The organism is Actinoplanes ianthinogenes (assembly GCF_018324205.1).
Taxonomy (GTDB): Bacteria; Actinomycetota; Actinomycetes; order Mycobacteriales; family Micromonosporaceae; genus Actinoplanes; species Actinoplanes ianthinogenes.
On the sequence record NZ_AP023356.1, the window covers coordinates 4851538 to 4875000 of the forward strand.

The 23463-nt window shown below is 70.1% G+C and carries 27 protein-coding genes and 3 tRNA genes (1 of these 30 only partly in view); 17 read left to right on the top strand and 13 right to left on the bottom strand.

The window, feature by feature from the left end:
• Window positions 1-48 precede the first annotated feature (48 nt).
• The 5 genes from Aiant_RS21810 to amcA all read left to right on the top strand — a co-directional run bounded on the left by Aiant_RS21810 (window position 49) and on the right by amcA (window position 4809).
• Complete coding sequence (locus Aiant_RS21810) at window positions 49-411, top strand: sterol carrier family protein (RefSeq protein WP_189331905.1); 363 nt, start codon at window positions 49-51, stop codon at window positions 409-411.
• A gap of 121 nt (window positions 412-532) precedes the next feature.
• Complete coding sequence (gene purF, locus Aiant_RS21815) at window positions 533-2122, top strand: amidophosphoribosyltransferase (protein WP_189331904.1); 1590 nt, start codon at window positions 533-535, stop codon at window positions 2120-2122.
• Between the two features lie 52 nt (window positions 2123-2174).
• Window positions 2175-3323, top strand: coding sequence for a phosphoribosylformylglycinamidine cyclo-ligase (gene purM, locus Aiant_RS21820; RefSeq protein WP_189331903.1), 1149 nt, complete (start codon window positions 2175-2177; stop codon window positions 3321-3323).
• A gap of 186 nt (window positions 3324-3509) precedes the next feature.
• Window positions 3510-4613 (top strand): cyclophane-forming radical SAM peptide maturase AmcB, encoded by a 1104-nt coding sequence (gene amcB / locus Aiant_RS21825; protein ID WP_306415830.1) that lies wholly within the window; start codon window positions 3510-3512, stop codon window positions 4611-4613.
• Entirely contained in the window at window positions 4582-4809 is a 228-nt protein-coding gene (gene amcA / locus Aiant_RS21830) for a multiple cyclophane-containing RiPP AmcA (RefSeq protein ID WP_185038549.1), read from the top strand. The genes amcB and amcA overlap by 32 nt, the downstream gene beginning before the upstream one ends.
• Window positions 4810-5054: 245 nt before the next feature.
• On the opposite strand, the gene Aiant_RS21835 is transcribed toward amcA, so the two are convergent.
• Together Aiant_RS21835 and Aiant_RS21840 are read right to left on the bottom strand one after the other, a co-directional pair.
• On the bottom strand, window positions 5055-5270 hold the full coding sequence (locus Aiant_RS21835) for a DUF3073 domain-containing protein (protein ID WP_189331902.1): 216 nt from the start codon (window positions 5268-5270) through the stop codon (window positions 5055-5057).
• Window positions 5271-5463: 193 nt separating this feature from the next.
• Window positions 5464-6543, bottom strand: a complete 1080-nt coding sequence (locus tag Aiant_RS21840) for a Glu/Leu/Phe/Val family dehydrogenase (RefSeq protein ID WP_189331901.1) — start codon at window positions 6541-6543, stop codon at window positions 5464-5466.
• Between the two features lie 152 nt (window positions 6544-6695).
• Here Aiant_RS21840 and Aiant_RS21845 point away from each other — a divergent pair, with 152 nt between their 5' ends.
• Entirely contained in the window at window positions 6696-7535 is an 840-nt protein-coding gene (locus Aiant_RS21845) for a DUF8083 family protein (RefSeq protein WP_189331900.1), read from the top strand.
• A gap of 281 nt (window positions 7536-7816) precedes the next feature.
• Window positions 7817-8026 (top strand): BldC family transcriptional regulator, encoded by a 210-nt coding sequence (locus Aiant_RS21850; RefSeq protein WP_014687221.1) that lies wholly within the window; start codon window positions 7817-7819, stop codon window positions 8024-8026.
• 107 nt (window positions 8027-8133) lie between these two features.
• Here the strand turns inward: Aiant_RS21850 and Aiant_RS21855 are convergent, their stop codons facing one another.
• The gene (locus tag Aiant_RS21855) at window positions 8134-8505 is read right to left on the bottom strand and encodes a PPOX class F420-dependent oxidoreductase (protein WP_189331899.1); all 372 of its coding nucleotides are present in this window, start codon (window positions 8503-8505) and stop codon (window positions 8134-8136) included.
• 18 nt (window positions 8506-8523) lie between these two features.
• Between Aiant_RS21855 and Aiant_RS21860 the strand changes: the two genes are divergently transcribed.
• From Aiant_RS21860 to Aiant_RS21875, 4 genes are all read left to right on the top strand, one after another.
• On the top strand, window positions 8524-9300 hold the full coding sequence (locus Aiant_RS21860) for a class I SAM-dependent methyltransferase (protein ID WP_425322685.1): 777 nt from the start codon (window positions 8524-8526) through the stop codon (window positions 9298-9300).
• Window positions 9297-9863: an RNA 2'-phosphotransferase gene (locus Aiant_RS21865; protein ID WP_189331897.1), complete on the top strand. Its 567-nt coding sequence runs from the start codon at window positions 9297-9299 to the stop codon at window positions 9861-9863. Before Aiant_RS21860 ends, Aiant_RS21865 begins: the two co-directional genes overlap by 4 nt.
• Before the next feature lie 83 nt (window positions 9864-9946).
• Entirely contained in the window at window positions 9947-10528 is a 582-nt protein-coding gene (locus Aiant_RS21870; protein WP_189331896.1) for a hypothetical protein, read from the top strand.
• Window positions 10525-11781, top strand: a complete 1257-nt coding sequence (locus Aiant_RS21875; protein WP_189331895.1) for a PrsW family intramembrane metalloprotease — start codon at window positions 10525-10527, stop codon at window positions 11779-11781. Before Aiant_RS21870 ends, Aiant_RS21875 begins: the two co-directional genes overlap by 4 nt.
• A gap of 4 nt (window positions 11782-11785) precedes the next feature.
• Here the strand turns inward: Aiant_RS21875 and Aiant_RS21880 are convergent, their stop codons facing one another.
• Complete coding sequence (locus Aiant_RS21880; RefSeq protein WP_189331894.1) at window positions 11786-12034, bottom strand: hypothetical protein; 249 nt, start codon at window positions 12032-12034, stop codon at window positions 11786-11788.
• A gap of 173 nt (window positions 12035-12207) precedes the next feature.
• Between Aiant_RS21880 and Aiant_RS21885 the strand changes: the two genes are divergently transcribed.
• On the top strand, window positions 12208-12606 hold the full coding sequence (locus tag Aiant_RS21885) for a hotdog fold thioesterase (protein WP_189332313.1): 399 nt from the start codon (window positions 12208-12210) through the stop codon (window positions 12604-12606).
• Between the two features lie 62 nt (window positions 12607-12668).
• The gene (locus Aiant_RS21890; protein WP_189331893.1) at window positions 12669-13058 is read left to right on the top strand and encodes a hypothetical protein; all 390 of its coding nucleotides are present in this window, start codon (window positions 12669-12671) and stop codon (window positions 13056-13058) included.
• A gap of 7 nt (window positions 13059-13065) precedes the next feature.
• Here Aiant_RS21890 and Aiant_RS21895 read toward each other — a convergent pair whose 3' ends face one another.
• Complete coding sequence (locus Aiant_RS21895; RefSeq protein ID WP_189331892.1) at window positions 13066-13374, bottom strand: hypothetical protein; 309 nt, start codon at window positions 13372-13374, stop codon at window positions 13066-13068.
• A gap of 256 nt (window positions 13375-13630) precedes the next feature.
• Between Aiant_RS21895 and Aiant_RS21900 the strand changes: the two genes are divergently transcribed.
• Entirely contained in the window at window positions 13631-14686 is a 1056-nt protein-coding gene (locus tag Aiant_RS21900; RefSeq protein WP_189331891.1) for a calcium-binding protein, read from the top strand.
• A gap of 770 nt (window positions 14687-15456) precedes the next feature.
• On the opposite strand, the gene Aiant_RS46585 is transcribed toward Aiant_RS21900, so the two are convergent.
• The 8 genes from Aiant_RS46585 to Aiant_RS21935 all read right to left on the bottom strand — a co-directional run bounded on the left by Aiant_RS46585 (window position 15457) and on the right by Aiant_RS21935 (window position 20323).
• On the bottom strand, window positions 15457-15585 hold the full coding sequence (locus tag Aiant_RS46585; RefSeq protein ID WP_268248765.1) for a hypothetical protein: 129 nt from the start codon (window positions 15583-15585) through the stop codon (window positions 15457-15459).
• A 267-nt stretch (window positions 15586-15852) separates the two neighbouring features.
• A tRNA-Phe gene (locus tag Aiant_RS21905) sits at window positions 15853-15929 on the bottom strand.
• Between the two features lie 14 nt (window positions 15930-15943).
• Window positions 15944-16017: transfer RNA gene (locus Aiant_RS21910), tRNA-Asp, on the bottom strand.
• A 60-nt stretch (window positions 16018-16077) separates the two neighbouring features.
• A tRNA-Glu gene (locus Aiant_RS21915) sits at window positions 16078-16150 on the bottom strand.
• A 172-nt stretch (window positions 16151-16322) separates the two neighbouring features.
• A complete protein-coding gene (locus Aiant_RS21920) occupies window positions 16323-17180 on the bottom strand; it encodes a MerR family transcriptional regulator (protein WP_189331890.1) in 858 nt (285 codons plus the stop codon).
• Window positions 17170-17745: an isopentenyl-diphosphate Delta-isomerase gene (gene idi, locus Aiant_RS21925; RefSeq protein ID WP_189331889.1), complete on the bottom strand. Its 576-nt coding sequence runs from the start codon at window positions 17743-17745 to the stop codon at window positions 17170-17172. Before idi ends, Aiant_RS21920 begins: the two co-directional genes overlap by 11 nt.
• Entirely contained in the window at window positions 17742-19223 is a 1482-nt protein-coding gene (gene crtI / locus Aiant_RS21930; RefSeq protein WP_189331888.1) for a phytoene desaturase family protein, read from the bottom strand. The genes idi and crtI overlap by 4 nt, the downstream gene beginning before the upstream one ends.
• A 29-nt stretch (window positions 19224-19252) precedes the next feature.
• Complete coding sequence (locus Aiant_RS21935; RefSeq protein ID WP_189331887.1) at window positions 19253-20323, bottom strand: polyprenyl synthetase family protein; 1071 nt, start codon at window positions 20321-20323, stop codon at window positions 19253-19255.
• Window positions 20324-20390: 67 nt separating this feature from the next.
• Between Aiant_RS21935 and Aiant_RS21940 the strand changes: the two genes are divergently transcribed.
• The 3 genes from Aiant_RS21940 to Aiant_RS21950 form a co-directional block, all read left to right on the top strand.
• On the top strand, window positions 20391-21278 hold the full coding sequence (locus Aiant_RS21940; RefSeq protein ID WP_189331886.1) for a phytoene/squalene synthase family protein: 888 nt from the start codon (window positions 20391-20393) through the stop codon (window positions 21276-21278).
• A 1-nt stretch (window position 21279) separates the two neighbouring features.
• Window positions 21280-22575 (top strand): cryptochrome/photolyase family protein, encoded by a 1296-nt coding sequence (locus Aiant_RS21945; protein ID WP_189331885.1) that lies wholly within the window; start codon window positions 21280-21282, stop codon window positions 22573-22575.
• 183 nt (window positions 22576-22758) lie between these two features.
• A protein-coding gene (locus Aiant_RS21950; RefSeq protein ID WP_189331884.1) for a dihydrolipoyl dehydrogenase family protein crosses the window boundary here: on the top strand, window positions 22759-23463 show its 5' portion. 657 nt of this gene lie beyond the right edge of the window; the window shows 705 of its 1362 coding nt (coding positions 1-705); the start codon lies at window positions 22759-22761; the stop codon falls past the right edge of the window.

Below are 23463 nucleotides of genomic sequence, written 5' to 3' on the forward strand. Positions count from 1 at the left end.
CCCAGGGGAGTGTGCCGTTGTCGGTGAACCGCGTCGTATCGTCCCGACATGTCGCCTGCGCACAATAATTCCGAGTCGGTGTCCGTGGCGTTGGACGCGCTGGACCGAGGTGATGAACCTGACCGTCCGACCCTGCGTGACGCGGTCCGTGCCCTGCTGACCGAGTTGTCCCGCCGCGCTCCTGGCCGTTCGGTGGAGGTGCGAATTCCGCCTTTCGGTGCGATTCAGTGCGTGCCCGGTCCGCGCCACACTCGCGGCACACCGCCCAATGTGGTGGAAACCGATCCGATGACCTGGCTGCTCCTGGCCACCGGACGCCTCGACTGGGCCGAGGCGCTCCGTGACGGTCGTCTCCGGGCCAGTGGGATTCGCACCGATCTCACCGAGTACCTGCCGCTCACCCCGGAATGAGCCCGGGCCGGGCGGCTCCGGGCTCGCGTACACTGGGCGGTCGGAGCGAGCGGAGTTCGGGCAGACCAGCGGTGGTCGCGCTTCGAGCAGTTCGTGCGAACCGACATGAGGGAGCGAGCAGGTGCCCCGAGGCGACGGCCGATTGACCGACGATCTCGACCCCCAGGAGCGCGGCCCCCAGGATGCCTGCGGCGTCTTCGGCGTCTGGGCCCCCGAGGAAGAGGTCGCCAAACTCACGTACTTCGGGCTCTACGCACTGCAACACCGCGGTCAGGAGGCCGCCGGCATCGCGGTGAGTGACGGCTCCGGTGTCGTGGTCTACAAGGACGTCGGCCTGGTCTCCCAGGTCTTCGACGAGCCGACCCTGGCCAGTCTGCGCGGCCATCTCGCCATCGGCCACGCACGTTACTCCACCACCGGCGGATCCAACTGGGAAAACGCGCAGCCCACCATCCGGGCCACCACGGCCGGCACCACGGTCGCGCTGGCGCACAACGGCAACCTGGTGAACACCGCCGAGCTGGCCAAGGAGGTCGCCGACCGCGGCCTCGAGGTGGGCGACGCCACCTCGGACACCGCTCTGGTCACCACCCTGCTCGCCGGCCGGCCGGACCTCTCGGTCGAGGCCGCCGCGATGGAGGTGCTGCCCACCCTGCGCGGCGCGTTCAGCTTCGTCTTCATGGACGAGCACACGCTTTACGCGGCGCGTGACCCGCAGGGCGTGCGCCCGCTGGTGCTCGGCCGGATGGAGCGCGGCTGGGTGGTCGCCAGCGAGACCGCCGCCCTGGACATCACCGGCGCCAGCTTCGTCCGCGAGGTCGAGCCCGGCGAGATCATCGCGATCGACGAGCGCGGCCTGCGCTCCTCGCGGTTCGCCGCCCCGGAGCCCAAGGGCTGCCTTTTCGAGTACGTGTACCTCGCCCGCCCGGACACCACCATCGCCGGCCGCAACATCTACGCCGCCCGCGTCGAGGTCGGCCGCAAGCTGGCCAAGGAGCACCCGGTCGAGGCCGACCTGGTGATCGGTGTCCCGGAGTCCGGCATCCCGGCCGCGATCGGTTACGCGGAGGCCTCCGGCATCCCGTACAGCGCCGGCTTCATGAAGAACGCGTATGTCGGCCGCACCTTCATCCAGCCCTCGCAGACCATCCGCCAGCTCGGCATCCGGCTCAAGCTGAACCCGCTGCGCGAGGTGGTCCGGGGCAAGCGGATCGTGGTGGTCGACGACTCGATCGTCCGGGGCAACACCCAGCGCGCCCAGATCCGGATGCTGCGCGAGGCCGGCGCACTCGAGGTGCACGTGCGGATCTCGTCCCCGCCGGTGAAGTGGCCGTGTTTCTACGGCATCGACTTCGCCACCCGGGCCGAGCTGATCGCCAACGGCCTGGAGCTCGACGGCATCCGCCGCTCGATCGGCGCGGACAGCCTGGGTTACGTCTCGCTGGACAACCTGGTCCAGGCGACCGAGCAGCCGAAAACCCGGCTCTGCATGGCCTGCTTCGACGGGGAGTACCCGATCGAGCTGCCGGCCGCCGACCTGATCGGCAAGCACGTGCTGGAGGGTGTCGGCCGTCGCGCCGAGCAGGCGACCGACGCCGCGGTCAGCGAGCTCGAGGCCGATTACGAGGCCCGTGAGCACGCCGACGACCACACGGCACCGGCGCCGCTGGTGGCCAGTCCGGGCGGCGCTTCGGCGCTGCACCATCCGTGACACGTTCTAATCAGCAAGTACCGCCTAGTCAGAAACCGCTAAGGGGAGAACCGTGACGCACGTGTCCGAGCGCAGTGCCGGATCGAACGGCGCTGAGGGCGGCGACAAACAGCCGTGGACGGCGGGCGCCGGCCGCGGGCCGCGCAAGCGCTCCGCGACGTATGCGGCGGCGGGTGTCTCGATCGACGCGGGTGACCGGGCCGTCGAGCTGCTCAAGGCCAAGGTCAAGAAGACCACCCGGCCCGAGGTGATGGGTGACCTCGGCGGCTTCTCCGGACTGTTCCGGCTGAACGCTGCGAAGTACAAGAGTCCAATCCTGGCCTCGTCCACCGACGGTGTGGGCACCAAGCTGGTCATCGCCCAGCAGCTCGACATCCACGACACGATCGGCATCGACCTGGTCGCCATGGTTGTCGACGACCTGGTGGCCTGCGGCGCCGAGCCGCTGTTCCTGCTCGACTACATCGCCTGCGGCGAGGTGGTGCCGGACAAGATCGCCGAGATCGGCGCCGGCATCGCGGACGGCTGCCGGTACGCGGGTTGTGCCCTGCTCGGCGGCGAGACCGCCGAGCACCCGGGCGTCCTGCGCCCGGACGAGTACGACGTTTCCGCCACTGGCGTCGGCGTCGTCGAGGAGAGCGAGATCCTCGGCCAGGACCGGGTCGAGGCCGGCGACGCGGTGATCGCGATGCGCTCCTCCGGCCTGCACTCCAACGGGTACTCCCTGGTCCGCCACGTCCTGCTGGGCGCCGGCCGGATGCGCCTGGACACCGTGGTCGACGACTTCGGCACCTCGCGCACCCTGGGCGAGGAGCTGCTCACCCCCACCAAGATCTACGCCAAGGACTGCCTGGGCCTGATCGAGGAGACCGACGTCCGGGCGTTCTCGCACATCACCGGCGGCGGCATCCCCGGCAACCTGAACCGGGTGCTGCCCGGCACGCTGGACGCCGTGGTCGACCGGTCCACCTGGCGCCCCCAGCCCATCTTCGACCTGATCCAGGCCAAGGGCCGGATCGAGGACTCGGAGATGGAGGCCACCTTCAACATGGGTGTCGGCATGTTCGCGATCGTCTCCTCCGACGACGCGGACCGCGCGATGGCCTACCTGGCCGGTCGCGGGGTCGAGGCGTGGCAGGTCGGCGAGGTCATCGAGGGCTCCGGACAGGTGCAGATGATGGGCTCCTACACCCGGGGCTGACCGTGAGTGACGGTGACCGCTCAGACGTGAGTCTGGTTCGCCATAGGTCCACCATGAAATGATCCGTGTGTGCCGATGTCCGGCACATACGGATCTTTCGCATGAGTTCTGGACCGCGAGGCCTAGCCTGGCCCTGTGTCATGGGTGCCGGACGGGAGGTACGCGATGGCGGACGCGTGGAACGGGATGCGGGGCATCTCGGCGGAACCCTCTTACGTAGTGATGCAGCCGACTACTCTGTGCAATCTGGCTTGCGGCTACTGTTACCTGCCGCTCCGGCGGGAGAACCGGAAGATGCCGGTGGCCGTCGCCGAGGCGGTGGCCGCCGAGGTCGCCGGGTTCGCCCGGTCGGGCCGGTTCTCCGTGGTGTGGCACGGCGGTGAGCCGCTCGCGGCCGGGCCGGCCCACCTGGCCGCGCTGTTCGCGCCGTTCGGCGCCGGCGTGGAGCATCACGTGCAGACCAACGCGACGCTGATCGACGACGCCTGGTGCGAGTTCTTCGTGGCGCACGACGTCCGGGTCAGCGTGAGCGTGGACGGCCCCCGGGCACACAACGGTGACCGGGTGGACAGGGCCGGCAAACCGGCCTACGACCTGATCGCCAAGGGGATCGCGGCGCTGCGCCGGCACCGGATCCCGTTCTCCACCCTGTGCGTGGTGGCCGATCCGCGTCCCGGCCTGGCCACCGAGCTCTACGACTACTTCCTCGGCCTGGGCTGCGAGGTGCTCGGGATCAACGTGGAGGAGCAGGAGGGGGTCAACCTCCGGCTGAACCGGCACGATCCGGCCGCGGTGAGCGCGTTCTGGGCCGAGCTGGTCGGCGCCTGGCGGGCGGCGCCCCGGATCCACCTGCGCGAGGTGGAGTGGTCGCTGCGCTACACCGCGGCGGTCCTCGACGGCACCGCCGACGACCTGCTGCCCCGGCAGCTGGATCCGATCCCCACGGTGGCGCACGACGGCTCGGTGGTGCTCCTCTCGCCCGAGCTGGCCGGCTTCCACGACCCGCGGTACGGCGACTTCACCAGCGGCAACGTGCTCACCACCCCGCTGCGCCAGATCCTGGCGAACGCGGCCGCCACACCCTGGATCGGCGAGTTCCTGGACGGGGTCGAGGCGTGCCGGCGGAGTTGTCCGTACTTCGGCTTCTGTGGCGGGGCTCACGCCGCCAACCGCTACTTCGAACACGGCAGGTTCGACGTCACCGAGACGAACCACTGCCGGAACAGCAAGATTCGCCTACTGGAGGGAGTGCTGGATCATGCCCGAGATCACGAGCCCACGGCTGTCTGACGGCGTGGAGACGGATCCGGTGACGGCACGGGTGCACGAGACCCGGGACGGGCTCGCCGCGCTCATCGCGGAGGCGGAGACGGCTCGCCGGCAACGCGCCGAGGAGGCAACGCCCGAGAGCGGCTCGGCGGTGTGCGCCTGGAACCACTTCGAGAACATTCCTACGTTCTACAACTGGAACAACCGGCCACGCTGAGCCGGCTCCGGCACGCGCCCACGCGAACGGAACACGTGGGTGACCGGCAGCTGGCGACGCTGGAGCGAGGTCGGGGGCCCATGCGAACGAGAACACGCGGTGGGCGGTTTCCGGCAACGCTGGAGCGAGGCTCGGTCGAAGCCCACGCGGACACAGCCCGCGTGGGCTTCAGTGCAACCGTAGGAGTTGGGTGACCGCGACACACGGAAGCACGCGGTCAGTCCGCGTGCTCTGTGCAATACGGGTCAAAGCCGCCTTGGCGGCGACCAGGAATCCTGGTCGTCGTCAGCGTCGTCCTCGTCATCGTCGACGAAATCTTCGTTGTCGTCGTCGAAATGACGGTCGGACTGGCGTGTTCCCGCCAGTTCGCGCTGCAAGGCGGTGAGGTCGGTGTTGGGGGAGTGATACTTCAACTCCCGCGCCACCTTCGTCTGCTTGGCCTTAGCACGGCCGCGCCCCATGGCTCGACCCCCTCGCACAGAATTCGGGGCAGCCCGAAGGCGGGCCCCGATGACGTCAGGCATCTCTCGTGGGTCTTACGGTACATGGACGATGCCGTCTTCGGCACCTCGGGTTGCGTGTGACACTGCCGCGCGTCGCGGTTCTCTTTTTCCGACGCCGCGCGGCAGGCCCTGAACCGGTCCAGCGGGGCGGCTACCGGAGGTAGATCGAACGCAGGCGACCGACCTCCGCCATGCGACGCTCGGCGAGCCGGTCGGCGGCCACCGCCGGCGGTACGCCCTCGACATCGGCGAGCTGAAGGATGCGCCGGGTGGTGTCGAAGATGGCGGTCGCCCGCAGTTTCGCCCGATCGAAGTTGAAGCCCTCGATCTCGTCGGCCACCTGGATCACGCCGCCGGCGTTCACCACGTAGTCCGGGGTGTAAAGGATCTTGCGGTCGTCGAGCAGCTTGCCGATGCCCGGGTGGGCGAGCTGGTTGTTGGCCGCGCCGGTGACGACCTTGGCCCGCAGCACCGGGACCGTGTCGTCGTTGAGCGCGCCGCCCAGGGCGCACGGCGCGTACACGTCGAGGTCGGCGGTGATCAGAGCCTGGTTGTCCGCCGCCAGCTCGATCTCCGGGTGGGTGGTCCGGGCCCACTCCAGGGCGGCCGGGTTCACGTCGGTGGCGACCACCGTGGCGCCGTCCTTGATCAGGTGGCCCACCAGGTACTTGCCGACCTTGCCCAGGCCGGAGACGCCCACCGTGCGACCGGCCAGCGTGGGGCTGCCCCAGGTGTGCTCGGCGGCCGCGCGCATGCCCTGGAAGACGCCCCAGGCGGTGAGCACGGAGGAGTCGCCGGCGCCGCCGTGCTCGACGCTGCGGCCGGTGACGTAACGGGTCTCGCGGGCGATCACGTCCATGTCCGGCACGTAGGTGCCGACGTCGCAGGCGGTGTAGTAGCGGCCCTTGAGCGACTCGACGAACCGCCCGTACGCCCGCAGCAGCGCCTCGGACTTCACGGTGGCCGGGTCACCCCAGATCACCGCCTTGCCGCCGCCCAGGTCCAGCCCGGCCAGCGCGTTCTTGTACGCCATCCCGCGGGACAGCTTGAGCACGTCGGCGAGCGCGTCCGCCTCGCTCGCGTACGGATAGAACCGGGTGCCGCCGAGGGCCGGCCCGAGGGCCGTCGAGTAGATCCCGATGATCGCTTTCAGGCCGGAGACCCGGTCCTGGCAGAAGACGACCTGTTCGTGCCCGGTGGCGTCGTTGCCGTCGGTGTCGAACACACCCATCTTTCGTTCTCCTGATTCTTCGTGTGGGCCTTCGTGGGGCCCCGGACCCGGCGGGGTAGGCCGGACAAGGCGAAGCGTAGTCGCGCGAATGGCATGGGTATTACGCCCGCGCGGGAAGTTCCCCCCGGCCGGATTCGTGAAAGGATCGCGCCGTGCCGTCACTGTTCGCGTCGTACCTACGGGTTTACGAGCCGCTGACCGCCTTCGACCGGGAGCGGCAGGTCTTCTGGCGCCGCTATGCCAAGGAGGGCCGCGACCTCGGTCCGGTCGAGGGCCCGGTCCGGCAGCGCACCGCCGTGCTCGAGGCGCTCGGGGCCGGCTGGACCAGGCTGCCCGACCTGCCCGACGAGGCGTACGTCCTGGAGTGGGAGAACTCGCTGCTGGTCTGCCCGTGGAACCTGCGTCTGCGGGTCGCCGAGGCGGCCCTGAACGCCCGGGACGGCGTGCCCGCGGTGCTGGCCGACGCCTTCGTCCCGCCGGTGCTGGCCGGGCAGGCCAAGGCCGTGGTGGAGGACTGGCGCAGCGGGGCACGGGTGCTGGAGCAGGGCGTGCCCCGGGTGCACGAGCAGATCGCCACCTGGGGAGTGCCGCTGCGCTGGTTCGCGTTCGTCGACCTGGACGAGCGGGAGATCTCGCTGACCGCCCGGCGGCGCACACTGCGTTACCGCACGGAGATCTCCAAGGCCCGCCGGCGGGCGCACCGGGCGGTCTCGGTGCTGCGCAAGTCCCTGGGCGACGCCCCGATCACCGAGGCGGTCGAGGAGGGCACCCGGTGGCTGGAGGAGTTCCATCCCCGGTCGGTCGTCGAGCTCGATTACGGCGGCCTGGTCAACCTCCTTCCGGAGGACAAGCTCCACGAGGACGATTCACCCGGACTGGTGGCTGCCGGGCTTTCGGCACTGTCCCGGGGTGAGGCCGACGCGGCCGGCGAGGCGTACGAAAAGCTGGTCGCTAGATGGCGAGTTGTCCAGCTTCTGGAGCGGTGTAACTGACCTGCAGAAATAGGACAGACTGGGAAGTTCTGCCGCTGCTGGAAGCGCTCCCGAAGCGAACACTCTTCGTAATCGCTGCCCGGCGAAGCGTGATAATCGGACTAAACGAGACACTATCTGGCGTAGAAAACACGCAAAAATCGGGCATGCTTCATCCGTCTATCTGGGGACGTTCGTCCGTTCGGCCCATGTCGGACATCGGGGACTAGCCGGACCATGAGAGACGCACCGGCCGGCGGGACCCCGGCCGATGTTTTTAGGTACCTGTGGAGGAGTGACCGATGGCATCGCGTACGCACGATCCTGAGCCGCTACTAACGCCGGCCGAGGTGGCGTCGATGTTCCGTGTCGACCCGAAGACCGTCACCCGGTGGGCGAAGGCGGGCAAGCTCAGCGCTATTCGCACGCTCGGCGGCCACCGTCGCTACCGGGAGTCGGAGGTTCGCGCCCTGCTGCAAGGGCAGATTCCCACGCAGCGTCAGGGTGACTGACCGGTTCGACCTAGATCGTTGTAAGGGGCGTGCGCTGGGGAAGGCGTATCGCCCCTTCTTCGTTTCCCCGGTTCGGCCCGTTTCCTAGATCAACGACCTGGCGCCGGTCAGGATACGAGCACCGCGACAGTTCCTTCGGCGCCGCGGCGGATCCGGCTGCCGAGCATGGTCAGGCGCCCGATCAGGCCGTACTTGCGCTTCAGGGTCGCGCTGACCCGGGCCAGGTCGGCGCTGTCACCGATCCGGGCGGTGGCCTCGATCGGCTCACCGGTGGGGTTGCCGCGCATGTCGCAGGCGGCCACGGTGACCCGCCCACTGTTCTTGATCCGCTTCAGCTTGCCGCTGCCGGCCACCGTCCAGAACGCCAGCCCACTGCCGTCCGGGACCACCCACAGCGGGGTCGGCACCGCCCGGCCGTCCTTGCGGAACGTCGTGAGCAGGACGTACTTCTCCGAGGCGAGTTGCTCCAAGGCGGTCACTCCTCAAGAGTAATGACCATGCAGCAGCCGACGATCGGCGACGCCTTCGGCGACATGATCAAAGACGCGTACGCGGTACGAACCGGCATCGGGCCCCGTCCGCTGGCCGGCGGGCGCCTGCCCCGGCCGGTGATCGAGGTGATCGAACGCGACGACGGGCTGATCAACGGCGCGCCCGCCGACCACTACCTGGACGAGCCGGAGGCCTGGCAGCCGCACGACCACCGGGCGCTGCGCAAGTGCCGCGGCCACGTGCTGGACATCGGCGTCGGCGCCGCCCGGATCGCACTCGAACTCCAGCGCCGCGGCATGGCGGTGACCGGCCTGGACACCTCGCCCGGCGCGATCGAGGTGGCCCGCAAGCGCGGCCTGCGCGACACCGTGCTGAGCACCGTGGACCGGTACGCGGCCGCGACCGCCCGGTACGACACCTTCCTGCTGCTCGGCAACAACCTGGGCCTGCTGGAGGGCCCGGAACGCGCGCCGGTCTTCCTGGAGGCGCTGGCCCGGCTGGCGAACCCGGGCGCCCGGATCATCGCGCAGGGCGCCGACCCGTACGGCACCAAGGACCCGGTGCACGTGAGCTATCACCAGCGGAACCGGGACCGCGGCCGGCTCGGCGGGCAGCTGCGGCTAAGGCTGCGCTACCGGCTGGTGGCCAGCGACTGGTTCGACTACCTCAACTGCTCGGTCGACGAGCTGGAGGAGCTGCTCGAGGGCACCGGGTGGCGGCTCAAATCGATCGACCGGAAGGACCACCCGTACTACCTTGCGGTCATGGAGCAAGACCATTGACCGAACTCTCCCGTGACCAGGTCCGCCTCAGCCGGCGGATGTCCCTGGTGCTGCGTCACCGGCCCGAGGTGGCCGGTCTGACGCTGGACGCGAACGGCTGGGTGCCGGTCGCCGATTTCCTCGCCGCCCTCCGGATCAGCCGTGCCGAGCTGGATCACGTGGTGGCCTTCAACGACAAGTCCCGCTTCGCGCTGGCCGTCGGCGACGACGGGGTGGAGCGGATCCGCGCCAGCCAGGGCCACTCCCGCCGGGTCGCGGTCGATCTGGACCTGCCGCCGGCCGAGCCGCCCGCGGTGCTCTACCACGGCACCCCGCGGGACAACCTCGACGCGATCCTGCGCGACGGCCTGCGCCCGCGCTCCCGGCACCACGTGCACCTGTCGGTGGACGTGCCGACCGCTCTCACCGTCGGCCGGCGCCGATCGGCCGACGTCGTGGTGTTCACCGTGGCGGCGGGTGCGATGGCCGTCGCCGGGCACGTGTTCCATCGCAGCGCCAACGGGGTCTGGTTGACCGCGATCGTCCCCCCTGCGCATCTTTCGGTAAAACGGACAAATCCGTAATCTGCCAGCTTGAGCGTCCGTCCACAGTAGTCATACGCGCAGATCACCGGACATCCCCGGGGTGGTCTCGTTAGCGTGGACGGATGGGGACGGTCACGCGGCGTCATCTCACCGATGTCCCCAGCGCACCCGGACTCCTCAGCGCCCTCGTTCTGGTCGCCCTCCTGGCGGCGCTCGCCCTCGGCCTGCCGGCGCTCGACCGCGCCGTCTCGGCGCAGCGGGCGGTGCCGGCCGGTCAGCCGTACCGGGTGGGTGCCGGGGTCACCGTGGTGCCGCCACCGGGCGCGACGCTCGACGTCACCGGGACCCGCCCGGGCGACGACCGCGGCACCGCACTGTTCCGGCTCGGCCGGGTCCGCTACGCGATCGCGGTCCAGCCCTTCTCCGGCGACCTGACCGCGGCGGCCGTCCGGCTCCGTCAGCGCATCACCGGCACCTCGGGATACCAGGTGACCGGCACCCAGCTCGCCGTCTCCACGGCCGGCGGCCTGGCCGGCCTGCAGGGCGGATACACCGCCGGCGACCGCGGTGGCCGCTACGCGGTCTTCGTCGCGCACGGACTCAGCGTCGAGGTCACGGTCAGCGGTGCCGACCTGGACCTGGACCACACCCTGCCGGCCATCGACGCCAGCACTCGCACCCTGCGCTACGAGGGTGGCTCGTGAGCGATCCGGTAGTCCCCGGCCCGGCACGGGCGGCCACCCTGAGGCTGCCCGCGTTCTGGGTCGTGATCACCCTGCTGGCCGCCGGCGCGGTCCGGATGTCGCAGATCCTGGCCCGCTTTCTGCACTCCTACCCGATCGCCACACTCGCCGCGCTGGCCCTGTTCGCCCTGCTCGCCGTCCCGTTCTGGCTGTTCGTCCAGGAGCTGGACTTCCTCGAACGGGAGCCGACCGGCCTGCTCGTGGTGGCGTTCGCCTGGGGCGGCCTGGTGGCCACCAGCGTCTCCATCCCGGGCAGCACCGCCCTGGAGAATTTGATCGCCAAGCTCGGCTCGCCCGGCCTGGCCGCGGACTGGGGCGCCGCGCTGGCCGGGCCCACGGTTGAGGAGATCGCCAAGACGCTCGGCGTGATCGCCATCGTGCTGATCGCCCGCTCCCAGGTGAACAGCGTGCTCGACGGCGTGGTCTACGGCGCGCTGGTCGGCCTGGGTTTCCAGATCGTCGAGGACGTGGTCTTCGCGATCGGCGCGGTCGCGCTGGCCGGGCAGGGCGACGCGGTCCAGCCGGTGATCACCACGTTCCTGATCCGCGGGTTCCTGGCCGGGGTGTGGAGCCACACCCTGTTCGGCGCGCTGGCCGGCGCCGGCATCGGTTACCTGGTGGTCGCCACCGACCGCGGCTGGCCGCGCCGGATCACGATGGCCGGGCTGGCGCTGTTCGGCGCCTGGGCCTCGCACGTGCTGTGGAACTCGCCGCTGTTCCGCGACGGCCTGGGCAACGGACCGGTGGCGCTGCTCGCCGTGCTGGTCCTCAAGGGCCTGCCGCCGCTGCTGCTGATCCTCTGGCTGGTCCGCCGCGCGCACGACCGGGAGGCCGAGTTCTACGTCGCGGGGCTGGCCCGCCTCGACGACCCCGAGGTGATCACCGAGGGCGAGTTGCGGGCACTCGGTTCGGGTTCGCGCCGGGCCGCGGCCCGCCGGCACGCCGCGGACCGCGCGGGCCACAAGGCAAGGGCTACGGTACGCCGTTTGCAGCGTGCCCAGGCCCGGCTGGCAGTGGAGCTCAGCCGGGCTCCGGAGCTCGCCGGCCAGCACCGGTCCGAGGTGCGTGCCCACCGGGCCGTCCTGGTCGAGCTGGGACACCCGGAAGCGGTCGAGGGCGTCCGCTCCTGGCGGCACACCGCCTCCACGGTCGGTACCGCCGTGGTGGCGATCGCCGTGCTCTGGGTGGCCCTGTCCGCCCTCGGCGGCGCGTGACCGTTCAGGCGACCGGCGGCACTCCGCCGTCGCCGTCGACGATCGTGTCCGGGGTGCCGTCCTCGTCCAGGTCCACCATCGTCACGTCGACCTTGCCGTCGCCGTCCGTGTCGAACTGGAACAGGTCCGGCTTGCCGTCGCCATCGGTGTCCGACACCCACACGTCGACCTTGCCGTCGCCGTTCGCGTCGCTGGTGATCAGGTCGACGCGGTCGTCGCCCCGGGTCTCGACGATCTCCTGCGGCTCACTCATGTCGTCTCCTTAGCTCGAGTTCCGCACGACTGTGCCGTGAAGTCCCGCCCGGCACAACAGCCACACCCATACCCGACACCCGCGAAGGCCAGTCCGGCCGCTGTGACGGGTATCGCTGGTACCGGCCACGGCCGGGGGTAACGTACGCCGTCGTGGATATCGCGGCGGACGGCATGCAGCACCTCTTCACCAGCAACGGGGGCGGTGCGCTCGCCGAGCGGATGGGCATCGTGATCACCGAGGCGACGGCCGAGCGGGTGGTCGGGACGATGCCGGTCGAGGGCAACACCCAGCCGTACGGTCTGCTGCACGGCGGGGCGTCCTGCGTGCTCGCGGAGACCCTCGGCTCGGTCGGCGCGGTGCTGCACGGGCAGACCGTGGACCGGCCGTTCGCGGTCGGGGTGGACATCAACGCCACCCACCACAAGGCCGCCCGCTCCGGGCTGGTGACCGGCATCGCGGTGCCGGTGCACCGGGGCCGCGCCGTCGCCACCTACGAGGTGGTCCTGGAGGACGAGGCCGGTGAGCGGGTCTGCACCGCCCGGATCACCTGCCTGCTGCGCGGTGCTTGATCAGTAAGGTTTCTGCACTGATCAACAGGCAGTCCTTGACGGTTCCGCGTACGGTTCTCAACGTGACCGAAGTACCACAGCATGCGTTCGACGACGCCACGCAGATCCTGACCTGCGCTCTCAGTGGTGACAGCGATGCTGTGGCCAGCACCTTCGACGCCGTCGTCTCGCGGGACGGCGTGGTCGGCGCCTGGGACGTCGCGTGGTGCCTCGCCGCGACCATGGTCGGCGACCTGCCCGGCGGTGGCGGCTGGACCCTGGAGTTCCCCGGCATCGACGACGCGCGCTATGACAAACGCTGGGTCGCCCGCTTCGTCAGTGCGTATGTGAACGGGGACTTCCCGACCGGCGAGGCCCTGTTCGGCGCCGCGATCGCCGACGGGCAGCTGCCGGACTGCCTGCTCGCCCTGGCCGGCTCCACGGTCGCCACCCTGCGTCACCGGGCGGCGTGACCTCGGCTCACCGAGCCTTGTGATACAGCGCTTTCGCGTACTGCGTCCCGGCGGCGGTGTTGTACATCGACGCGAGTGACATGAAGAACTGGTTGTCGGAGATCGCCCGGGATGCCTGGGCGGTCCCGGCGTACCGGATATCGGCCTCCGCCTCGGACAATCCGCGCGCCTTGAACTGACGGCGCATCGCCTGTTTGCCGCCACGGAAGGCGTCGGCGGCCTCCTCGGCCAGCTTCATGAAGGACATCGCCTTCTCACTCAGCGCCTCGGCCAGGTTGTAGGCAGTCTGTTCTTCCTCGTTGGCGAAGGTCTGCACGACGCTGTACCTCCTAGCAAACCGGGGTCCAGTGCGGACCGATCCCGATAACACTTTGATTGAGGCGGCCCGCGCCTTCAAGGGGTCAATGCGTGCGGTGGACAGCTAATCCACTCTGGATAGTGACGGCCATCACAGTATTTATGATCGCCAAATGGTCGAAACGGGGAGGTGCGCCGGAACGGTACCGTCCTACCATGTGTCGTCGCCGGTGATCGACACCGTCGAATCCGCTCCTCATCGGGGGAATGCCTTCATGTTCCTGACCAGTCGCAAGGCTCTCGCCACGATCGGCGCTACAGCTGTCGCGGTTGCCGCAGCCACCACTCTCTTCGCCGCCCCGGCGCAGGCCGCCACCGCTGGCCTGGCGCGGGTGTCCGGCACCACCGTCAAGTTCAACGCACTGATGACCAAGTCGAACTCGCTGGTCATCACGGTCTCCGGCCGCACGGTCACGCTCAACGACAAGGTCGCCATCAAGGCCGGCAAGGGCTGCAAGGCGGTCAAGGGCGACAAGACCAAGGTCAAGTGCACCACGTCGTCGAAGCCGAAGAAACTGGTCATCGCCCTCGGCGACAAGAACGACAAGGTCGTCAACAAGACCGGCATCTACATGCTGGCCGACGGCGGCTCCGGCAACGACACGCTGTACGGCGGCAGCGGCGCCGACCAGCTCCAGGGCGCCTCGGGCAACGACAAGCTCTACGGCCGGGGTGGCAACGACAACCTGTTCGGTCAGAGCGGCAACGACCTGCTGGTCGGTCTCACCGGCAACGACAAGCTCTACGGTGGCACCGGTAGCGACAAGATGTACGGCAACACCGGTACCGACCAGATCCTCGGCGACTCCGGCAACGACGTGGTCTACGGCGGCGCCGGCAACGACCTCATCTACGGCTACGCCGGCAACGACTGGCTGTACGGCGAGGACGGCGACGACGAGATCTACGGCGACGACTACCGGACCGGCACCGCCTTCGGCAACGACGTCATCGACGGTGGCAACGGCCGGGACGGTCTGATCGGCGGCTACGGCTACGACCGGGTCTACGGCGCCAACAGCGACGACATCCTCTACGGTTCGTACTTCGACCTGAGCACCTTCGCCCCGCTCGGCACGGCCGGCCCGGACTACCTCAGCGGCGGCGCCAACGACGCCGAGGGCGACTACTGCCTGAGCCTGGGCGGCGCCAGCTACAGCGAGTGCGAGTCCACCTGGAGCACCGCCTCGGTCTCCTCCGCCGAGGGCAAGTCGGTCCACCCGGAGATCCCGGCCGACGTGAAGAAGCGCCTGGCCGACTCGGTCCGCTGACGAAGTCAGCACAAAGCACCACAGCGGCGCCCGGCGGTCCTCCGCCGGGCGCCGCCCCTTTTCTCGCCCCAAGGCCCGCATCCAGCCGCCGGGTCCGCTCCATGCCCTTCCGGTACGACCAGGGCCCTCCCGCGAGCCCTCTCCCGCCGTGGTCGAGCCTGCCGAAGTGGTCGTGCTCTGATGTGATCCGCTTCCGCTGGCAGCGCGTGCCGGAAGCGGTCGTGCCCTGATGCGATCCGCTTCCGCTGGCAGCGCGTGCCCGAAGTGGTCGTGTCCTGATGTGATCCGCTTCCGCGAGCAGCGCATGCGCGGACTGGTCGTGCCTGAAGCGGGCCGCGTCCGTGCGCGGAGCGTCCCGCCCGCGCAAGCCAGCCATTTCGCGCTGTTGCCGCGTCCCTGGAGCGGTCTTGCTCGGACGGCAGTCCCATTTCGCTGTCGGGTGCGTGCCCCACAGCGGTCTTGACGCAACGCGCCCGTTGTCGGGCACGCGCCTGACAACGACTCCAGCCGACACAAGCCGGCGGCTTTCGTATCCGCGCCCGGAGCGGCTCCGCCTGACGCGAACCAGCCGACCCTGAGCCGGCTGGTAACGGCGACAGCGATTACCGGCCGCCGGAAATCGCATTCCGCGCGACTCTCACGCGCACGATGAAGGACGCCGACCCGCGTTCCTCTGCTCTCTGGTGACCAGAGGCAGGGTCGAACCGCGGCCTTCTCCCTCAGTCAGGAACATCGGAGAAGCTCAGAGCCGGCTGTCCGGGATGGCCGGATCAAGGGGTCCCGCCAGCTTTGCGCCGTCGCTCCTCGTCGGCGTCGGCGATGCCGTGGGCAACGGCCAGCCGGATCAGCCTGTACAGCACGGCGATACCGAGCAACCCGAACAACAACCAGACGAGCACGACTTGAGGCTAAAACATCCGTGGAGCAGGGTCAGACGGGTTGCGCGTGGAAAGCGGTGGTCATGCTCGCCCACAAGCGTGGGAGCCGTCGTCATTGCCGGCGGCGCGGTTGCGGTGACCGCAGGAGTGCGATCAAGCCGTGAAGCGAACGCGCAAACTCATCACGGCGATCATGGGAAATCGGCGGTCCGGCACAAGAGGCCGGAAAGCAAAACGTCCACCGTGCGTTTCCGCAGGTGGACGGTGCTCAGAGCCCGGCGAGAGGCCTGGTGGCCAGGGGCGGGGTCGAACCGCCGACCTTCCGATTTTCAGTCGGACGCTCGTACCAACTGAGCTACCTGGCCGTGCTTGGTGCTTGCGGTCCTGACGGGACTTGAACCCGCGACCTCCGCCTTGACAGGGCGGCGAGCACTCCAACTGCTCCACAGGACCTTGCTATTCACTTCTGTCTTGCTCTGGCCAGTTCGCGACCTGCGCCGTGAACCTTACCAGTACCCCCAACGGGATTCGAACCCGTGCTACCGCCTTGAAAGGGCGGCGTCCTAGGCCACTAGACGATGAGGGCAACTCCGCCATCATTGCACATCGAGCTGGCGACCCGATCTGCAACGCTTGGTGGCCTTCGCCCCAACCGCGCCCCGTTGAAGGCTTGCAAAGCATATGTGATCCACCGAGCGGTCTCCAAATCGGTATCCCCCTTTTCTGCAGCGACGCTGTGACCTGCGGAAACGAGGGGTTCAGATCGAAGCCAGCAAGTGGACGGCCTCGGCCAGGCCGGTCAGCCGGGTGATCCCGGGCGGGAGATCGCCGTCCGGCCAGCCCGGGCCGGCCGCCGCGATCACCACCGGCGGGGCCGGGGCGTCGCGGACCCGGATCAGCTGGTCGACCGCTCCGGTGCGGTCGCGCTGCGACCAGAGCACCACCGCGGCCGGGCCGGTCCGTCCGATCGCGTCCAGCAGCGCCGTCGAGGGCAGCCGGGCGCCGAAGAGCCGGCACGCCACGCCGGCCTCGCCGAGCGCGGCGGCGAGCGCCTCCAGGGCGAGGGTGTGCTGCTCCTCGTCGGCGCCGGCGAGGAGGATCCGCGGGACGTCGGCCACCCGCTGCGTCGTGGCCAGCACCTCGGTGACCGCCCGCGACAGCAGGTGTTCGACCTCCACGTAGCGCTGGGTGGTCTGGTAGCGGTCGCCGATCCCGATCAGCACCGGGGCGATCACCTCGGTCCAGGCGGCCACCACACCGCGCTGGGCGACCGTCGCGCAGAGGATGTCCCGCATGCCCAGCGCGTCCAGGCGCAGCGCGGCCCGGGCCAGCCCGCGGGCGGCCGCGTCGAGCCGGGCCGGCGCCGGATGCCGGGCCGGATCTCCCTGCGGTGCGTTCCGGGCCCAGGCGGCGGCCTCGGCGGGCGCCACGCCCTGCGCGGTGAGCCGTTGCATGACCTGCAACCGGCCCATGTCCTCGTCGGTGTAGCGCCGGTGGTGACCGGGCTCGTGCCGGCTGGGGCCCAACCCGTATCGCTGGTGCCAGGTGCGCAGGGTGGTGACCGCCACACCGAGGCGGCGTGCCGCGGCACCGGCGCTCAGCGCCTCATCGGCCACCCGGCCCCTCCGAGAAGAGGATGTTGTCGGGCAGGCTGGTGAACAGGACCTCGAGGACGCCGGACAGCCAGGGCGCGTAGTCCTCCGGTGAGGCCGCGATCTCGGCGTGCAGCGCCAGCGGCGAGACCCACCGCAGCTCGGCGACCTCGTCCGGGTCCGGCACCGGCACGACCCCGTCCGGCAGGTGTCCGACGAGCACGTGGTCGTACTCGAACTCGACCCGGCTGGTGACCATGTCGGCCGCCCAGTAGGTGTACGTGCCGAGCTCGGTCAGCGCGATGTCGCGTACCGAAAGCTCTTCGGAGAGACGGCGACCGGCCGCCTCCGTGACCGACTCGCCGGGCCCCGGGTGGCCGCAGCAGCTGTTCGCCCAGCGCAGCGGGAAGCGGGTCTTCACCGCGGCGCGCTGCTGGAGCAGCACGCGGCCCTGTGCGTCCTGGAGGAAGACGGAGAACGCCCGGTGCAGTTTTCCGGGTTCCTGGTGGGCGTCGGCGACGGTCATCGTGCCGACGGCCTGTCCGTCGTGGTCGACCACCTCGACCAGGTGCGTTTCCCGTTGGCTCATGACAATCCCCCTGTGATCCGGCTCGCGGCCAGCTTCCCGGAGATGAGCACCATCGGCACGCCGACACCGGGTTGTGTGCCCGAACCGGTGAAGACCACGTTCGGTAGTGCCGGGTGCAGGTTCGACGGACGGAACGGCCCGGTCTGGGAGAACGAGTGCGCGGCCGCGAACGGGGTGCCCGCGGCCATCCCGTCGTCCGCCCAGTCGGCCGGGGTGATGATCCGTTCGACCTCCACGCCGTCCCGGAAGCCGACGTATCCGCGCTGTTCCAGGGTTTGCAGCAGCTCGTCGGCATAGCGCTCGGCGAGGCCGCCGCGCCAGTTCATCGGGCCGCTCTCCAGGTTCGGCGTCGGCGCCAGCACGTAGTAGGTCTGCTTGCCGGGCGGGGCCGCGGCGGGATCGGTGTGGGTCGGGTTCGTGACCAGCAGTGACGGGTCGCTCATCAGCAGGCCGCGGTGGATCACCTCGTCGAAGGTGCGCTTCCAGCCCGTACCGAAATGGATGTTGTGGTGGGCGATCTTCGAGTACGCCTGCGAGGAGCCGATGTGCAGCACCACACAGGACGGTGAGTAGCGCAGGCGGCGGGTGCGGCGGGCCGGGAGCAGGTCCCGATAGGCGACCGGCAGATCGGGGTTGAGCACGACCGTGTCCGCCGGGATGAACTCGCCGGACGCGGTGACCACGCCGGTCGCCCGGCCGTTCTGGGTGACCACCCGGTCGACCGTGGTGTCGTACCGGAAGGTGACGCCGTGTTTCTCGGCGGCGCCGGCCAGTGCCCGGGGCACCGCGTGCATGCCGCCCTTGGGGTAATACACCCCGACCACCGAGTCGAGGTACGCGATCACCGCGTAGACGGCGAGCGCGTCGTGCGGCGCCATGCCGGCGTACATCGCCTGGAACGAGAAGATCCGCTGGGTACGCGGGTCGCGGAAGTAGTCGTTGATCTTCGGCTGGAGTTTGCGGAACGCGCCCATCCCGAGCAGCCGGAGCAGGTTCAGGTTGAGCAGATCGACCGGGCTGTCCAGGTTCCGGTCGATGAAGTGGTCGCGCTCCAGCTGCCACAACCGCCGGGTGAAATCGACGAACCGCAGATAGCCGTCGGCCTCCCGGGCCCCGCAGACCCGGGCGATCTCGGCGGCCATCCGGGTGGTGTCGGAGCGCACGTCCAGAGTGGAGCCGTCCGGGTAGTACGCCCGGTATGCCGGGTCGATCGGGGTCAGCTCCAGCCAGTCGGTGAGTTTCTCACCGACCGCGGCGAGCGGCTCGGCGATCAGCTCCGGCATGGTCAGCACGGTCGGGCCGGTGTCGAAGTCGAAGCCGCCGACCGAGAGCCGGCCGGCGCGACCGCCCGGCACGGTCTCGCGCTCGACGACGGTCACCTCGCGCCCGGCCGCGGCCAGGTGCAGGGCACAGGAGAGGCCGGCCAGGCCGGCCCCGACTATCAGCACGCGATCGGTTGGTCCGGTCACAGTACGCACGCGGTGGCTCCAGGGGGTGGGGGCTCTCATCATGCCGGTCGCTGGGTGGCCACGGTGGCCAGCTCGATGAGCATGGCCCGGGCCTCGGCGTCGATCGGCGCCGACGCGAGGGCGGTGAGCCCCTCGGTGACCCGGGTCCGGATCATCTCCTCGACCCGGACCGGTGCGCCGGTCTCCGTGACGATCCGTGCCTTGCGCTCGATGCCGGCCGTCTCCAGCTCGGCGAGCTGGGCCGGGGTGGCCATCCGCCGGGCGAGCATCAGCAGCGCGGTCGGCTTGCCGGTCCGCAGGTCGTCGCCGGCGGGCTTGCCGGTCACCGCCGGGTCGCCGTAAACCCCGAGCAGATCGTCGCGCAGCTGGAAGGCCTCGCCGACGGTCGTGCCGTAGATCCGGTACGCCTCGGCGACCTCCGCGTCGTCGACCCCGGCCAGCGCCAGCCCGTAGTCGAGCGGCCGGTGCACCGTGTAACTCGCCGTCTTGTGCCGGGCGACCAGCAGCGCCCGCTCCACCGACCAGGACTCCGGATCGGTCTCGCCGAGCACGTCCAGGTACTGCCCGGCGACCGCCTCGACGCGCATCCGGTCATATCGCGCACGCACCTCGAGCAGGGTCACCGGCGGCAGCGCGGTGCGGGCCAGCAACTGGTCGGCCCAGACCAGGCACAGGTCACCGACCAGAATCGCGGCCGAGTCGCCGAACCGGGCGCCGTGCCGGGCCGCGAAGATCCGGTGCGCGGTGGGCCGGCCGCGGCGGGTCGCCGAGCCGTCCATCAGGTCGTCGTGCACCAGGGCGAAGGTGTGCATCAGCTCCAGCGCGCCGAGCGCCGGCAACAGCGGCTCGGCCGAGGCGCCGGGACCGGCGACGCCGCGCCACCCCCAGTACGCGAACGTCGGTCGTAGTCGTTTGCCGCCGGCCATCACCAGGTCACGGGCGGTGCGGGCGAAGCCGCCGAGCGCCGGGTCGACGGTGTCCAGGGCGGCGATCTGTGAGGCGAGAAAGTCGGCGAGCGTCCCCTCGACGGCGCCGACGAGCCCGGTGGGGGAGAGCGGCTGCCGGGGTATCGCGCCTAGGCGATTTCCCTCGAGGGTGTCATTGGCCACGTCCAGTACCGTACCCTAACTTTCGAATGTTGCGTCGATTCGTGCGTCGATTTATCGGAGGACCGGGATGGATACCGATCTGGCGGCTGCCTACGAGCGCTGCCGTGAGCTGAACCGAGAGCACGGACGCACGTATTACCTGGCGACCCGGTTACTACCGGCCTGGAAGCGTCGGCACGTGCACGCTCTGTACGGATTCACCCGGTTCGCCGACGAGATCGTCGACCGGACCGAGTCCCTGCCGCCCGCTCAGCGCGCCGCCGAGCTCTCCGCCTGGTCCACCGGGTTCCTGGCCGGACTGCGCGGTGAGCCGGTCGACGACCCGCTGCTGCCCGCGGTGCTGCACACCATCGCGGTCTTCGACCTGGACCTCGACGACTTCGAGAAATTCCTGCGCAGCATGGCGATGGACCTGACCGTCACCGGCTATCGCACCTATGCCGACCTGCTCGACTACATGGAGGGGTCGGCCGCCGTGATCGGCACCATGATGCTGCCGATCCTCGGCTCCTCCGACCCGGTGGCCGCCCGCGAGCCGGCCCGCCAGCTCGGCTTCGCGTTCCAGCTCACGAACTTCATCCGGGACGTCGCCGAGGACCTCGCCCGCGGCCGGATCTACCTGCCCGAGGAGCACCTCGCCGAGTTCGGCGTCACGCGAGACGACCTGGCCGCCGGCGTCGCCACCCCACCGGTCCGCGCGCTGATCAAGGCCGAGGTGGCCCGGGCCCGGGAGCACTACGCGGCCGCCGCGCCCGGCATCCCGCTGCTCGAACCGGCCTCGCAGGCGTGCATGCGGACCGCCTTCCAGCTTTACGGCGGGATCCTCGACGAGGTCGAGGCGGCCGGTTACGACGTCTTCGCCCGGCGCGCCACGGTGCCGAACCGCCGCCGGGCCGCGGTCGCGGTCCGCAGCCTGCTCACCCGGCCCGGCACCCCGGTCCAGCTGGCGGCCTGAGATGGGCGCCCGGATCGCGCTACTCACCCGGGACCTGCGGATCCACGACAACCCGCTGCTCAGCGGCGACGGGGAGATCGTCCCGCTGTTCGTGCTCGACCCGCGGCTGGCCGGGCTCTCCGCCAACCGGCAGCGCTTCCTGCACCAGTGCCTCGCCGACCTGCGGAACACCCTCCGGGAGCGGGGCGGCGACCTGGTGATCCGGGAGGGCGACCCGGTGGCCGAGACCGTTCGGCTGGCCCGGGAGGTGGATGCCACCGAGGTGTGGGTCGCCGGCGACGTGACCGATTACGCCCAGCGGCGGGAGCGGCGGTTGCGGGAGGCGCGGCTCGACCTGACGGTGACGCCCGGGGTCACGGTGCTGCCGGCCGGGGCGGTGCGGCCGGGCGGAGGCGGGGACTCGTACCGCGTCTTCACGCCGTACTGGAAAGCCTGGGAGAAAACCCGGTGGCGCGTGCCTGCCGCGACCCCTCGCAAGATCGCGATGCCGGACAGCATCGCCGCGGGCACCCTTCCCGAGCTGCCCGCGGGCGACTCACCGGACGCGATCCCCGGCGGTGAGACCGAGGCTCGCCGCCGGCTTCGCTCCTGGATGCGGGAGATTTCCCGGTACGACGACGAGCACGACGACCTGGCAGCCGACAACACCAGCCGGCTCAGTGCCTATCTCCGGTTCGGCTGCCTCTCGCCGCTCGAGCTGGCGCTCGCCGCGAAGGCCGACGACTCCCCGGGAGCACAGGCCTACCTGCGGCAACTCGCCTGGCGCGACTTCTATTACCAGGTCACCGCGGCCTTTCCGAAGATCTCCACCGAGGCGATGCGGCCCAAGGCGGACACCGGCTGGCGCTACGACGAGGACGCTTTCCAGCACTGGCAGGACGGCCTGACCGGGGTGCCGGTCGTCGACGCCGGGATGCGCCAGCTGCGCGCCGAGGGCTGGATGCACAACCGGGCCCGGCTGATCACCGCGGCGTTCCTGACCAAGCACCTCGGCATCGACTGGCGACTCGGCCTGCAATGGTTCTTCCGCTGGCTGATCGACGGGGACGTGCCGAACAATTCCGGCAACTGGCAATGGACCGCCGGCACCGGCAACGACACCCGGCCCTATCGCAAGTTCAACCCGATCCGGCAGGCGCAGCGGTTCGACCCGCAGGGCGATTACGTCCGCCGGTATGTGCCGGAACTCAAAGGCGTCGACGGAGTGGCCGTCCACCAACCGTGGCGGTTGCCCGGCCTCGACTATCCCGGTCCGCTGGAGTCACACCGGGACGAGGCGGTCTGGCTGCGGGCCTGACGACCGAGCGGGCGGCCATGAGGATGGTGAGCGCCAGCCAACGCTCGCCATCGCCCCCTCATGACCGCCCTTTCCCGCTTCCGCGAGGGTCCAGAATCGGTTGTGCCCGGCGACACATGAGAAGTCGCCCCGCACATCTTTCGAGCGCTCCCCGGCACCCCGGTTTCTGCTTAGCTGGATCGCATGGCTGAAGCGCGGCAAGTGGACGTGGTGGTCGTCGGACTCGGTGTCGGCGGCGAGGAGGTCGCCGGCCGGCTGGCCGCGGCCGGACTGAACGTGCTCGGGGTCGAGCACCGCCTGGTCGGTGGCGAGTGTCCGTACTGGGGCTGCATCCCCACAAAAATCATGGTCCGCGCCGGGAACGCGCTCGCCGAGGCCCGCCGGATCCCCGGCCTCGCCGGCACGTCCACCGTGGAGCCCGACTGGGCGCCGGTCGCCCGTCGGATCCGGGACGAGGCCACCGACGACTGGAACGACAAGGTCGCCGTGGACCGCTTCACCGGCCAGGGCGGGACGTTCCTGCGGGGCACGGCATCGCTGACCGGTCCCGGCCGGGTGCGGGTCGGTGACCAGGAATTCGCCGCTTCGCGCGGCGTCGTCATCGCCACCGGCACGGTCGCGGTCATCCCACCCGTCGAAGGGCTTTCCGGTACGCCGTACTGGACGAACCGGGAAGCTGTGGAGGCGGCCACGCTGCCCTCGTCGATGCTGGTGCTCGGCGGTGGGGCCATCGGGTGTGAGCTCGCGCAGGCGTATGCGCGGTTCGGCGTCCAGGTGACCGTGATCGAGGGTTCGGCGCGGGTGCTCGCCATGGAGGAGCCGGAGTCGTCCCAGGTGGCACATGCCGCGCTGGAGGCCGACGGGGTGCGGGTCGTCTCCGGCGCCCGG